Below are 14,063 nucleotides of genomic sequence, written 5' to 3' on the forward strand. Positions count from 1 at the left end.
TGCGTCAGCTCCTTCGGTGAGCGCGGCGGGACGGGGGTCCCGGTGCTGTGCGGTCGGGGTGGGTGGTCGGTCAGGTGGTCGGGCCGCTCGTCGCGCGCACGACGAGGCGCGGGGTGAGCAGGACGTGCGGGTCCGGGACCGGCGGGTGGCCGCCGTCCAGCCGGTGCAGGAGCAGGTCGAGCGTCCGGCCGGCGGCCTCCTGCAGGGGCTGCGCGACGCTGGACAGGCCCAGCGCGGCGGCGACCGGCGTGTCGTCGAACCCGACGACCGCGCCGCGGCTCTCGTCGCCCAGGGCGGCGGCGACGCCGATGGCGAGGGAGTCGCTGGCGCAGACGAACGCGGTCGGAGCGCCGTCGGGGCGGGCGAGGAGCTCGGTCGCGGCGGCGCGGCCGGTCGCGATGCCGTCGTCCACGCCCGCCGTGAGCTCGGCGAGCGCGGCCTGCGGCACGCCGGCCGCCGCCAGCGCCTCCGCCCAGCCCCGCCGCCGGTCGGCGCCCGTGTCCGAGCCCTCGGGCCAGCCGACCCAGCCGATGCGCCGGTGCCCGAGCGCCAGCAGGTGCTCGACGGCCGCCCGCGTCCCCGCGGCGCCGTCGACGTCGACCCAGGGGTGGTCGGCCGGCGCGGACCCGTCCGGCGGGTCCCACGGCCGCCCGAACGTCACGAACGGCACGCCCCGGCGCGCGAGCCAGCCCGTGCGCGGGTCCCCGTGGTGCGTCGCGGTGAGGACGAAGGCGTCGATGTCGGCCGTGTCGAGCAGGTCGTCGTACTGGCCGATCTCCGCGGCGTCGTCGGGCGCGGTGAAGAGCATGACGCGGTACCCGCGCTCCTGCGCACCCTCGGTCAGCCCGTGCAGGAACCGGTCGGACACGGCGCCGTTGATGCCGTCGTGCTGCGGCTCCATGCGCAGGCCCAGCACGCGCGAGCGCCGGGTGCGCAGCGCGCGGCCGGCGGCCGACGGGCGGTAGCCGAGCTCGGCGATCGCCGCCTGCACCCGGGCGGCCGTCTCCGACCGGACGACGTGCGGCGCGTTGAGCACGTTGGACACCGTCTGCCGGGAGACGGCGGCACGGCGTGCCACGTCCTCCAGCGTCGGGCGCCCCTGGGTGTGCATCGCTGCTCCTGCCGATCTGTCTTTGATCGATCAAACCGATGCCCCTACCGTGTGCCGGGAGTCACGCTCTGTCAAGCCGGACGCCGCCCTCGCCCGCCGCACCCTCCTGAGAGGCCTCTCGATGACGACCCTGCAGCCCCTCCTGCACGACCTGCTCGCCGCCGTGGCCGCCCCGACCCAGGCGTGGTCCGCGCCCGATGGGCAGCTGCGCGCAGCCGGCGCCCAGGGCATCTACCAGGCCGACACCCGCCTCGTACGGTCGGCGCTCCTCACGGTGGGCGGCGCCGAGCCCGAGACGGTCGCCGCCGGTCCGGACGGCCCGGGGGCGGTGCGGGTCACGGCGCTGGTCCGGGCAGTCGACGGGCCGGGCGCCGACCCCACGACCCGGCTGGACCGCCGCCGCGTCGCCGCACCCGGTCGCGTGCAAGAGACCCTCGTGCTGACCTGCGCCACCGCGGAGCCCGTGACCGCGCGCGTCGCGCTCACGGTCCGCCCCGACGCCTCGCCGATGGAGGTGGTCAAGACCGGTCGGCCGCCGGTCGCCGCCCGCCTGCTGGCCGACGACGCGACCGACGGCACGCCTGACGCCGGGGACGGGCCCGCAGACGGTCCCGGCACCCGCTGGGAGGCCGACGGCGGCCGGACGGCGGCGCTGCTCGCCCCGGGTGCCGAGGTCACGACGACGCAGGACGCGGACGGCCCCGTGGTGGAGGTCGTCTGGGACGTCGTCGTCACGCCCGGCACCCCGACAACCCTCACCTGGTCCGTCGACGTCGACGACCCTGGCGCCGTCGTCGGGCCGCCCGTCCGGCCCGCGCCGGAGTGGTCCGTCCCGAGGGTCCAGGCCGACGACCGCCGCCTGCCCGCGCTGCTCGCGCAGTCCCTCGACGACCTCGCCACGCTGCGCATGACCGCCGCCCACGCGCCGGACGACGTGTTCCTCGCCGCCGGGGCGCCCTGGTTCTTCACGCTGTTCGGCCGCGACTCGCTGTGGGCCGCGCGCATGCTCCTCCCGCTGGGCACCGAGCTCGCCGCGGGCACCCTCCGGACGCTGGCCGCTCTGCAGGGCACCCGCACCGACCCGGCGACGGCCGAGCAGCCGGGCAAGATCCTCCACGAGGTCCGGGCCGGGGAGCTCGCGCTGCCCGACGAGGGCATGGTCCTGCCGCCCGTCTACTACGGGACCGTCGACGCGACACCGCTGTGGGTGTGCGTGCTGCACGACGCCTGGCGGTGGGGGATGCCCGCCGAGCAGGTCGAGGCGCTCCTGCCCGCCGCCGAGCGCGCGCTCGCGTGGATGTCCGACCACGGCGACGCCGACGGCGACGGCTTCCTCGAGTACGTCGACGAGACCGGCCACGGGCTGGCCAACCAGGGCTGGAAGGACTCCGGCGACTCCGTGCAGTGGCGCGACGGCACGCTGGCGACCGGTCCCATCGCGCTCGTCGAGGTGCAGGGGTACGCGCACGAGGCGGCGCTCGCGGGCGCCGCGCTGCTCGACGCCTTCGGCCGCCCCGGGGGCGACCGGTGGCGCGCCTGGGCGGCACGTCTGGCGGAGCGGTTCCGTGCGTCCTTCTGGACCTCCGACGACGAGGGCCCCTACCCGGGGATCGCGCTCGACGCCGACAAGCGCGTGGTCGACTCCGTCACCAGCAACCTCGGTCACCTCCTCGGCACGGGTCTGCTGTCCGCGGAGGAGGAGGCCGTCGTCGCCGCGCGCCTCGCGGGTGCGGACCTCGGCTCCGGCCGCGGCCTGCGGACCCTGTCCGCGCGGTCCGGCGGCTTCTGGCCGCTGCGGTACCACGGCGGGGCCGTGTGGCCGCACGACACGGCGATCGCGGTGGCGGGGCTCGCCCGGGCCGGGCACGGCGACGTGGCCGCCTCGCTGGCCGCCGGCCTGCTGGCCGTCGGGGAGGACGTGGGGTGGCGGCTGCCCGAGCTGTGGTCCGGCGACGCGCCCGACGAGTCGCCGCGGACCGTGCCCTACCCGGCGGCGTGCCGCCCGCAGGCCTGGTCGGCGGCGTCGGCGGTCGTCGTGCTGTCGAGCGCGCTCGGGCTGCGGCCCGACGTGCCGGGCGGGACCCTCACGGTGGCGCCCGTCCGGCCGTCGCCGTTCGGCGCCCTGGGGGTCGAGGGGCTGCGGCTGGCCGGGCACCCGCTCGACGTCCGGGTGACGGCGTCGGGTGAAGCCCGGGTCACCACGTCCGCGGCGGTGCAGGTCAGGGGCGCGGACAGCATCGAGGCGCCGCGTCGCTGAGAGCGTCGGGGGGCCCCGGCCACGGCCCGGGCGCTACCGTTGTCGCTTTCACGGGTGCCGACGCCCGACGAGGACGACGGGCGCCGGCCGGTCGAGGAGAGGGCCGACATGCGACTGCTGGACCGGATCACGTCCCCCGCGGACGTGCGACGCCTCTCGGGGCGGCAGGCCACCGCGCTGGCCGCCGAGATCCGCGACTTCCTCGTCGCCCAGGTGTCCCGGACCGGTGGCCACCTCGGCCCCAACCTCGGCGTCGTCGAGCTGACGATCGCCATCCACCGCGTCTTCCGGTCGCCGGAGGACACGGTCGTCTTCGACACGGGCCACCAGGCCTACGTGCACAAGCTGCTGACGGGCCGCACCGACTTCTCGGCGCTGCGCCGTCGCGGCGGGCTGTCGGGCTACCCCAGCCGTGCGGAGTCCGAGCACGACGTGGTGGAGAACTCGCACGCGTCGACCTCGCTGTCGTGGGCCGACGGGATCGCGAAGGCCAACGTGCTGCAGGGCCGCGCCGACCGCAGCGTCGTGGCGGTCATCGGCGACGGGGCGCTCACCGGCGGCATGGCCTGGGAGGCGCTCAACAACATCGCCGCCGGCCACGACCGCCGGCTCGTCATCGTCGTCAACGACAACGGGCGCTCCTACGCGCCGACGATCGGCGGCCTCGCCGAGCACCTGTCCCTCCTGCGCGCGACGCAGGGGTACGAGCACGTCCTCGACTGGGGCAAGCGGACGCTGCGCCGCTCGGGCCCGCCCGGCCGGTTCGCCTACGACGCGCTGCACGGGCTCAAGAAGGGCATCAAGGACGTCGTCGCGCCGCAGGGCCTGTTCGAGGACCTCGGGCTGAAGTACGTCGGGCCGGTCGACGGGCACGACGTGACCGCCGTGGAGCGCGCGCTGCGCCGCGCCCGCGACTTCGGCGGGCCGGTCATCGTGCACGTGCTGACGGAGAAGGGCCGCGGGTACAGCCCGGCCGAGCAGGACGTCGCCGACCGCTTCCACGCCGTCGGGCAGATCCACCCGGAGACCGGGCTGCCCGTCGCGCCGAGCCGGTTCGGCTGGACGAGCGTCTTCGCCGACGAGATCGTCCGGATCGGGCGCCGCCGGTCCGACGTCGTGGCCATCACCGCGGCGATGCTGCAGCCCGTGGGGCTGGCGCCGTTCGCGGAGGAGTTCCCGGACCGGGTGTTCGACGTCGGCATCGCCGAGCAGCACGCCGCCACCTCCGCGGCCGGCATGGCCTTCGCCGGGCTGCACCCCGTCGTGGCCGTCTACGCGACCTTCCTCAACCGCGCCTACGACCAGGTGCTCCTCGACGTGGCGCTGCACCGCGCGGGCGTCACCTTCGTGCTGGACCGCGCCGGCCTCACGGGCGACGACGGCGCCTCCCACAACGGCATGTGGGACATGGCGCTGCTCGCCTCGGTGCCGGGCCTGCGCCTGGCGGCGCCGCGCGACGAGGAGACGCTGCGCTCGGCGCTGCGCGAGGCCGTCGACGTCGACGACGCGCCGACCGTCGTGCGCTACCCGAAGGGTGCGCTGGGCGACCCGCTGCCGGCGCTCGAGTCCCTCGACGGCGTCGACGTGCTGGCCCGGCACGAGGGCCCGGACGACGCGCCGGCGGTGCTCGTCGTCGGCCTGGGGTCCATGGCCCGCACGGCGCTCGCCGCCGCCGAGGCGCTGGCCGCCCACGGCCTGCGCGTGACGGTCGCGGACCCCCGCTGGGTCCTGCCGGTGCCCGCCGCGCTGACGAAGCTCGTCGGGGAGCACGACCACGTCGTGACGATCGAGGACGGGCTCGTCGACGGGGGAGCGGGGTCGGTGGTCGCCCAGCGCGCCCGCGAGGCCGGCCTGCCGACGCCCGTGCAGAACCTCGGCGTGCCGCGCGCGTTCCTCGACCACGCCACGCGCGACCAGCTGCTCGACGAGCTGCGCCTGCGCCCCGAGGACGTCACCCGCGACGTCCTGGCCGCCCTCGGCCGCACCCGCTGACACGGAGGCGTGCCCTAGGCGTTCCCGTCGTCGAGCCCTTCGAACAGGTCGGCGAGCAGCGGCTCGCCCTCGTGTCGCGGGGGCCACACCACGGTGTGCCACTCGGGGCGCAAACCTCGGGTGAAGGTCGCCTGGTCGACCTCGGTCGGCACGAGGACCAGCCGCTGACTGCGGTGCTCGAGCAGGACGGCGACGACGACGTGTGCCACGGGGTCGATGCGCACGTGCACCCCGATGCACCGGTCGGGGACCGCCCGCAGGTGGTAGACGTTCTCCGGCTGCCAGGGCGGGAACCCGTGCGCGACCCGCCAGGCCTGCATCCGGTCGAACCAGCTCTGCGGGATCGCACCGTGCAGCAGGCGTCGCAGCCCACGGCCGCCATCACACCGCACCTGGAGAAAGGCGGCGTCCGCCGCGGCGCCGATGCGGACGTGGTCGGGGTGCCCCGTCGCGCCGTCAGGGCCGAACGTGACGACCACGTCCGGCCGCTCACCATGCCGTGATGCTGGCAGCCCTCCAGGTGCCGGCACGAGGTGATTTCCGCCGGTCGGCGTCGTTCGGCGGGACGGGGGGACCGAGGTCCCAGGACATCCCATGACCCGGTCCGTAGCGTCGGTCGTACCGACTCCCACGGAGGAACCGATGTCCACCACCGCAGCACCCGCCGGCGCACCCCTCGCCGCCGAGGCCGACCGGCTGCCCGACGCCTGGGCCGGGTTCGTCCCGGGCCCGTGGGCCGACCACGTCGACGTCCGCGACTTCATCCAGCGCAACTACACGCCCTACACGGGCGACGCCTCCTTCCTCGCCGGCCCGACGGAGCGCACGACGGGCATCTGGGCCCGCCTGTCCGCGATGTTCCCCGCTGAGCGCGAGAAGGGCGTGCACGACGTCGACGCGACGAAGCCCTCGACGATCACCTCGCACGCCCCCGGCTACATCGACCGCGAGAACGAGCTCGTCGTCGGCCTGCAGACCGACGCGCCGCTCAAGCGCGCCATCATGCCCAACGGCGGGTACCGGATGGTGCAGACGTCGCTGGAGACCTACGGCTACGAGGTTGACCCGGTCGTCACGGAGATCTTCACGAAGTACCGCAAGACCCACAACGACGGCGTCTTCGACGTCTACCCGCCCGCCGTCCGCGCGGCCCGCTCGTCGCACATCATCACGGGCCTGCCCGACGCCTACGGCCGCGGCCGCATCATCGGCGACTACCGCCGGGTCGCGCTCTACGGGGTCGACGCGCTGATCGCCGCGAAGAAGGCCGAGAAGGCCGAGCTCGACATGGAGCGCTCGGTCGCCGACGTCATCCGCGACCGGGAGGAGCTGGCCGAGCAGGTCCGCGCCCTCGGCGAGCTCAAGGCCATGGCAGCCTCCTACGGCTACGACATCTCGAAGCCGGCGACGACGGCCCGCGAGGCCGTGCAGTGGCTGTACTTCGCCTACCTCGCGGCGACGAAGGAGCAGAACGGCGCGGCGATGTCGCTGGGCCGCACCTCGACCTTCCTCGACGTCTACCTCGAACGGGACCTCGTCGCCGGCCGCCTCACGGAGTCGCAGGCGCAAGAGCTCGTCGACGACTTCGTCATCAAGCTGCGGATCATCCGCTTCCTGCGCACGCCCGAGTACGACAACCTGTTCTCCGGGGACCCGACGTGGGTCACCGAGACGCTCGCCGGCGTCGGTGAGGACGGGCGGCCCCTGGTCACCCGGACGTCCTTCCGGTACCTGCAGACGCTCTACAACCTGGGGCCGGCCCCCGAGCCGAACCTCACGGTGTTCTGGAGCGAGCGGCTGCCGCGGGGCTTCAAGGACTTCTGCGCGCAGGTCTCGATCGACACCTCGGCCATCCAGTACGAGAACGACGAGATCATCCGCCCGGCCTGGGGCGACGACGCCGCCATCGCGTGCTGCGTGTCCCCGATGCGGGTGGGCAAGCAGATGCAGTTCTTCGGGGCGCGCGTGAACCTCGCCAAGTGCCTGCTGTACGCGATCAACGGCGGGCGCGACGAGGTGTCGGGCAAGCAGATCGCGCCCGTCACCGCCCCGGTCGAGGGCGACGTCCTCGACTTCGACGACGTCATGGCGAAGTTCGACGCCGAGATGGACTGGCTCGCGCAGACCTACGTCGACGCGCTCAACTGCGTGCACTACATGCACGACAAGTACGCCTACGAGCGCATCGAGATGGCGCTGCACGACCGGCAGGTGCTGCGGACGCTGGCCTGCGGGATCGCGGGGCTCTCGGTGGTGACCGACGCGCTCTCGGCGATCAAGCACGCGACGGTCCGGCCCGTGCGCGACGAGACGGGCCTGGTCGTGGACTACACGATCGAGGGCGACTTCCCGACGTACGGCAACGACGACGACCGCGCGGACGACATCGCCGTGGCGCTGGTCAGGACGTTCATGGAGAAGATCCGCCGGTTCCCGACCTACCGGGACGCGCTGCACACGCAGTCCGTGCTGACCATCACGTCGAACGTCGTCTACGGCAAGGCCACGGGGAACACCCCCGACGGCCGCCGCGCCGGCCAGCCGTTCGCCCCGGGCGCCAACCCCATGAACGGCCGCGACACGCACGGGATGCTCGCCTCGGGCCTGTCGGTGGCCAAGCTGCCGTACTCCGAGGCGATGGACGGCATCTCGCTGACGTCCTCGGTCCTGCCCTCGGGCCTCGGCCGGACGAAGGACGAGCAGGTCGCCAACCTCGTCGGCCTCCTCGACGCCTACACCGTGTCCTCCGGCTACCACATGAACGTCAACGTGCTGAACCGGGAGACGCTGCAGGACGCCATGGAGCACCCGGAGAACTACCCGCAGCTGACCGTGCGGGTGTCCGGGTACGCGGTCAATTTCGTCCGCCTGACCCGCGAGCAGCAGCTCGACGTCCTGTCCCGCACCTTCCACGGCGGGGTGTGACATGACGACCCTCGACGAGCGGCAGGACGCGTCCCACGACGGGGGCGCCCCCGTCGTGCGGCTCGACCTGCCGCTCGTCGGCGGGTCGCACGAGCGGACCCACGGGCACGGCACCCAGGGGCTGACGTCCGCCGACGAGGTGGACCACGCAGCCCGCATGACCGCCGTGCGCTCCGGGGCGCTGGGGTCCGTGCACTCCTGGGAGCTCGTGACGGCCGTCGACGGGCCCGGCACGCGGATGACGATCTTCCTGGCCGGCTGCCCGTTGCGGTGCCTGTACTGCCACAACCCGGACACGATGGAGATGCGGCGCGGCACCGACGTGGAGGTCGACGACCTCCTGCGGCGGTTGTCCCGCTACCGCGGCATCTTCCGGGCCACCGGCGGCGGCCTGACGATCTCGGGGGGCGAGCCCCTCATGCAGCCGGCGTTCGTGGCGCGGCTGCTGCGCGGCGCGAAGGCGATGGGCATCCACACGACGATGGACACGTCGGGCTACCTCGGGGCGCACGCCACCGATGCGGTGCTCGACGACCTCGACCTCGTGCTCCTGGACATCAAGTCCGGTGACGAGGAGACCTACCAGCGGGTGACGGGCCGGCAGCTCGCGCCGACGCTGGCCTTCGGGCAGCGGCTCGCCGAGCGGGGCGTGGCCGTGTGGGTCCGGTTCGTGCTGGTCCCGGGGCTGACCGATGACGAGGCGAACGTCGAGCGCGTGGCCGCGCACGCCGCGGACATCGGCACGGTGGAGCGCGTCGAGGTGCTGCCCTTCCACCAGATGGGCCGCGACAAGTGGGACGCGCTCGGCATGCGTTACGAGCTGGAGGGCACCCCGCCCCCGTCCCCCGAGCTCGTCGAGCGCGTGCGCGGGCAGTTCCGCGCGCACGGGCTGACGACCTTCTAGACCGGTCACCGGGACCGGACGACGTCGTGGGGGCGACGTCCGGCCCGGTGACCATCCCCGTCCCGTCCTCAGCCGCCCTCAGGCCGGAGCGGGCCGCGGCACGTCCGCACGTCCCGGCGGCTGCAGGCGCCGGCCGAGCATCTCGGTCGACCAGCCCGCCCGGTCCAGCCAGGGCGTGATGCCGCCGAGGTGCACGGGCCAGCCCGCGCCGAGCAGCATCGCGACGTCGACCTGCGTGGGGTCCGCGACGACGCCCTCGTCGAGCAGGCGGCCCACCTCGCGGGCCAGCGCCCGGCCCACCGCCGCCCGCACGCCCGCCGCGTCGAGGGGTGCGAGCGGCACAGAGCCGTCCCGTGCCGCGTCGAACGTCGCCTGGACGTCCGGCGACAGGGGCGCGGGCCAGCCGGGCGCCGGCGGCCGCCCGACGAGCCGCACGCCACCCGCCACGACCGCCTCGAGGCCGGGGGAGCGCGGGAACGCGTCGCCGAGGTCGGCGCGCAGCGAGGTCAGCACGTGCAGCCCCACCGCGGGCCCCACGAGGTCGAGCAGCGCGAACGGCCGCATGGGCAGCCCCAGCGGGTCGAGCGCCGTGTTCGCCACCTCCACGGGCGTGCCGCGCTCGACCGCGTCGAGGACGACGCCGAGCAGGAGGATGAGCAGCCGGTTCACGACGAACCCGGGCCGGTCCCCGACGAGCACCGCGCTCTTGCCGGCGCCCGTCGCCACGGCCACCGCGGTCGCGAGCGCCGCGGGCGAGGTGGCCCCGCCGCGGACGACCTCGACGAGGGGCATCGCGGCGACGGGGTTGAAGAAGTGCAGCCCCACGACGCGCTCCGGGTGTGCGAGGTCCGCGGCCATCGCGGTGACCGACAGCGCGGAGGTGTTCGTCGCCAGGACGCAGTCCGGACCGACGACCGGCTCGAGCTCGGCCAGCACGCGCCGCTTGAGGTCGAGCACCTCCGTGACCGCCTCGACGACGAGGTCGCAGCCGGCGAGGTCGCCCACGTCCGTCGTGCCCGTGACCCTCTGCGCCACCGTGGCGGCGTCCGCGGGACGCAGTCGTCCCCCGCGCACGGCTCGGTCGAGGGTCGCGCGCACGGCGGCCAGGCCGGCGGCGACGCGCTCGTCGTCGAGGTCCCGCAGGACGACGGGCACGCCGAGCCGCGTGGCCAGCAGGGCGGCGATCTGCGCGGCCATCAGCCCGGCGCCGACGAGCCCGACGCGGGTCACCGGGCGGGCGAGGGCCGGGTCGGGGGCACCGGCGGTCCGGCGGGCGCCGCGCACCAGCGCGGTGGCGTAGACGCTCGCGCGCATCTCGTCGGTCATGACGAGGTCCGCCAGCGCCTCGTCCTCCGCCGCCCACGCCTCCGCGGGGGTGGCGGTGCGCGCGGCGGCCAGCAGCTCCAGCGCGCGGCCCGGCGCCGGGCGCGAGCCGTGCACGGTCGCGTCCAGGCGTTCGCGCGCCGCCGCGACGGCCGCGTCCCAGATCTCGGCGTCGTCGAGGGCACGGCGCTCGACCTGCACCTCGCCGCGCACCAGCCGTCCGACCCAGGCGAGGGCCTCGTCGGGGAAGCCCTCGGCAGGCAGCACGGCGTCGACGAGCCCGAGCGCCAGGGCCTCGTCGGCCCGCAGGACCCGGTTGGCCGCCGGCCGGTCGAGCACGACGTCGAGCGCTCCCGCGATGCCCACGAGGCGGGGGAGGCGGTACGCGCCGCCCCATCCCGGGACGAGCCCGAGGGCGGTCTCCGGCAGGCCGAGGGCGCCCGCCCCGGACGAGACGACCCGGGCGTCGCAGGCCAGCGCCAGCTCGAGGCCGCCGCCCAGCGCGGCGCCGTTGACGAGCGCCACGGTCGGCACCGGCAGCGCCGCCAGCGCGTCGTACGCCGCGTGGCCGGCACGGGCCAGGGCCAGCGCGTCCGCCCGGTCGCGCACCGTCGTGACCTGCGACAGGTCCGCCCCCGCGAGGAAGGTCCGGCCCGAGCCCGTCACGGCGACCGCATCGACACCGCCCCGCGCCACCGCGGCCGCGGCCGCCTCCACCGCCTCCTGCAGCGCGGCGAGCCCCTGCAGCCCGAGCGTCGCCGGCCGCTCCGGTCCCCCGCCCGACGGGTCGGCCCACGGCACCAGCGTCAGCAGCAGCGCGGTCCCGCCGTAGGGCAGGGCGATCCGCTGCGTGCGCACGGTCGTGGCGCGCTCGGTGCTCATGGGTCCGGGCCTCCCGGGACGTCGTCGTCCGACCGCGTGTGCCGCCGGTCCGCGGACCGGTGCTCCGGCCGCCCGGCGCACGTTACCGGGGCCGACCGACACCGCGGTGCGGGCACCGCCGACCCCCGTCCTGCGGGCAGGGCCGACCCTGTACGCGGACCGGGCATTCCGTTAGTTTTCGCCCGTACCCGAACCCGGTCCGTGCGTCCTGGCGCGCCCGGAGGACCGGCCGACGAAAGGCGTCGCTCCGTGACCCCTCGTGCCCCGCGCACCACGCGCACCGCAGCGGCCGCCCTGGCCGCCGGTCTCGCCCTCGGAGGTGCGGCGCTCGCGACGGCGGCACCGGCCGCCGCGGCGGACGTGCGCAGCATCACGCTCCTGACGTTCAACGACTTCCACGGCCGCATCCAGGCCGACCCGGAGGACCCCCAGGCGGACACGGTGGCCTTCGCGCGGACCGTCGAGGCCCTCCGGGCGGCGGCCGACCTCGACAGCGGCGTGGCCGACAGCTCGCTGCTGCTGTCCACCGGCGACTCCGTCGGGGCGTCGCTCTTCGCCTCGGCGGTCGAGCGGGACCAGCCGACGATCGACGTGCTCGACGCGCTCGGGCTGCAGGCGTCCGCGGTCGGCAACCACGAGTTCGACGGCGGCTTCGCGGACCTGCGCGACCGGATCGCCACGAGCGCGTCCTGGGAGTACCTCGGCGCGAACGTCTACACGGAGGGCACCACGGAGCCCGTCCTGCCCGAGTACGCGACGTTCGAGGTGAACGGCGTGACGGTCGGCGTCATCGGCGCCGTGACGCAGGAGACGCCGAGCCTCGTCTCGCCCGCGGGGGTCGAGGGCCTCGTCTTCGGCGACCCGGTCGAGGCGGTCAACCGGGTGGCGGCGCAGCTGCGCAACGGCGACGAGGCGGACGGCGAGGCCGACGTGCTCGTCGCCGCGTACCACGAGGGTGCCCCCGCCGGGCAGGACGACGCACAGCCCGACAAGGGGCTCGCGGCCGCGATGGCGGCCAGCGAGGTCTTCACGAGCATCGTCGAGGAGACGAGCGCCGAGGTGGCCGTCATCCTCAACGGTCACACCCACCAGGAGTACGCCTTCGAGGCCCCGGTGCCCGGCGCACCCGCCGGCATCACCCGACCGGTCGTCCAGACCGGCCAGTACGGGCAGAACATCGGCGCCGTGCAGCTGCAGGTCGACGCGGAGACGGGGGCCGTCGGCCTCTTCGTCGCCGGTCTGGTGCCGGTGGGCAGCCTGCCCCTGGCGACGGACACGCCGGCCGTCACCGAGGTGCAGGCGATCGTCGACGCGGCGCTCGCGAACGCCGAGGAGGTGGGCTCGCAGCCCGTCGGCAGCATCACCGCGGACATCACCACGGCGTTCAAGGAGGGCTCCTACGGTCCCGGCGGCTACACCGGCGGCACGCGCGACGACCGCGCGAAGGAGTCCGCGCTCGGGCACCTCGTCGCCGACAGCCTGCTCGACGTGCTGTCCGACCCGGCCCGCGGCGGCGCGGACCTCGCGCTCGTCAACCCGGGTGGCCTGCGCTCGGAGCTGCTCGTCGCCCCGTCGGGCGACGAGGGCGCCGGCGTGGTGACCTACGCCGAGGCCAACGCCGTCCTGCCGTTCGTCAACAACCTGGGCACGGTGGACCTGACCGGCGACCAGCTGCGCCAGGTGCTCGAGCAGCAGTGGCAGACGAACGAGGACGGGACGATCCCCTCGCGTCCCTACCTGCAGCTCAGCGTCTCGGCGAACATGTCGTACACCTTCGACGCCGCCCTGCCGCAGGGGCAGCGGATCACGTCCATCACGGTCGACGGCGTGCCCGTGGACCCGGGCGCGACGTACCGCGTCGGCTCCTTCTCCTTCCTCCTGCAGGGCGGCGACAACTTCCGCGCCTTCGGGGAGGGCACGAACCCGACCGACTCCGGCCTCATCGACCGGGACGCGTGGATCGGGTACCTCCAGGCCAACCCCGACCTCGCGCCGGACTTCGCCGCGCGGGCCGTGTCCGTGACGCCGTCGACGACGACCCCGGTCGTCGGGGACACCGTGCAGGTCGCGCTCGCCGGCCTGGACCTCACGAGCCTCGGCGCGCCGGCCAGCACGACGGTGACGGCGACGCTCACGCCGGCCGCCGGCGGGACGCCCGTCGACCTGGGCTCCTTCCCGGTCAGCGGTGGGGCCGCCACGGTCACCGTGCCGGTGCCCGCCTCGGCTGCCCCGGGCGCCTGGGTGCTGACGGTCACCGCACCCGACTCCGGCACGACGACGCAGCTCACCCTCACGGTGGCCGCCGCGCCGGCGCCCGACCCGACGCCCACCCCGACGCCGACGCCCACCCCGGTGCCGGACCCGTCGCCGACCGCGACCGCCACGCCCACCCCGACCGCCTCGCCGAGCCCCGGCACCGGCGGCGGCAGCCGCACGGGCGGTGGCACGAGCCGCAGCGGCGGGCGGACGGGCGCGCTCGCGTCCACCGGCGCGAGCGACGGGCTCGTCGACGCCGGCTGGGCCGCGGCCGGTGCGCTGCTCGTCGGCACCGCGCTCGTCGTGGTCGTCCGGCGGCGCCGCGCGACCCTGACGCAGGACTGACCTGACCACGACGCCCCGGTCCCCCTGGAGGGGGCCGGGGCGTCGTCATCCCCGCGGTCGGCGTGGCG

The 14,063-nt window shown here is 75.4% G+C and carries 8 protein-coding genes; 5 read left to right on the plus strand and 3 right to left on the minus strand.

Annotation, left to right across the window (positions count from 1 at the left end):
- Positions 1-70: 70 nt before the first annotated feature.
- Positions 71-1,111, minus strand: a complete 1,041-nt coding sequence (locus tag BM048_RS03210) for a LacI family DNA-binding transcriptional regulator (RefSeq protein WP_090030782.1) — start codon at positions 1,109-1,111, stop codon at positions 71-73.
- Between the two features lie 121 nt (positions 1,112-1,232).
- On the opposite strand from BM048_RS03210, the gene BM048_RS03215 reads away from it, so the two are divergent.
- Both BM048_RS03215 and dxs read left to right on the plus strand, forming a co-directional pair.
- Positions 1,233-3,368, plus strand: a complete 2,136-nt coding sequence (locus tag BM048_RS03215) for a glycogen debranching N-terminal domain-containing protein (RefSeq protein ID WP_090030783.1) — start codon at positions 1,233-1,235, stop codon at positions 3,366-3,368.
- Between the two features lie 108 nt (positions 3,369-3,476).
- Entirely contained in the window at positions 3,477-5,360 is a 1,884-nt protein-coding gene (dxs, locus tag BM048_RS03220) for a 1-deoxy-D-xylulose-5-phosphate synthase (RefSeq protein ID WP_090030962.1), read from the plus strand.
- A gap of 14 nt (positions 5,361-5,374) precedes the next feature.
- Here the strand turns inward: dxs and BM048_RS03225 are convergent, their stop codons facing one another.
- On the minus strand, positions 5,375-5,839 hold the full coding sequence (locus BM048_RS03225) for a hypothetical protein (RefSeq protein WP_090030785.1): 465 nt from the start codon (positions 5,837-5,839) through the stop codon (positions 5,375-5,377).
- Between the two features lie 163 nt (positions 5,840-6,002).
- Between BM048_RS03225 and pflB the strand changes: the two genes are divergently transcribed.
- Together pflB and pflA are read left to right on the plus strand one after the other, a co-directional pair.
- Positions 6,003-8,285 carry a formate C-acetyltransferase gene (gene pflB, locus BM048_RS03230; RefSeq protein ID WP_090030787.1) on the plus strand — a complete coding sequence of 761 codons (2,283 nt, stop codon included), beginning with the start codon at positions 6,003-6,005 and terminating at the stop codon, positions 8,283-8,285.
- A 1-nt stretch (position 8,286) separates the two neighbouring features.
- Entirely contained in the window at positions 8,287-9,189 is a 903-nt protein-coding gene (gene pflA, locus BM048_RS03235; protein ID WP_090030788.1) for a pyruvate formate-lyase-activating protein, read from the plus strand.
- Between the two features lie 78 nt (positions 9,190-9,267).
- On the opposite strand, the gene BM048_RS03240 is transcribed toward pflA, so the two are convergent.
- Positions 9,268-11,394 (minus strand): 3-hydroxyacyl-CoA dehydrogenase NAD-binding domain-containing protein, encoded by a 2,127-nt coding sequence (locus BM048_RS03240; RefSeq protein ID WP_090030790.1) that lies wholly within the window; start codon positions 11,392-11,394, stop codon positions 9,268-9,270.
- 249 nt (positions 11,395-11,643) lie between these two features.
- Here BM048_RS03240 and BM048_RS03245 point away from each other — a divergent pair, with 249 nt between their 5' ends.
- Positions 11,644-13,995: a bifunctional metallophosphatase/5'-nucleotidase gene (locus BM048_RS03245; protein ID WP_175499222.1), complete on the plus strand. Its 2,352-nt coding sequence runs from the start codon at positions 11,644-11,646 to the stop codon at positions 13,993-13,995.
- Positions 13,996-14,063 lie beyond the last annotated feature (68 nt).

Source organism: Cellulomonas marina (assembly GCF_900111925.1).
GTDB classification, from domain to species: Bacteria; Actinomycetota; Actinomycetes; order Actinomycetales; family Cellulomonadaceae; genus Cellulomonas; species Cellulomonas marina.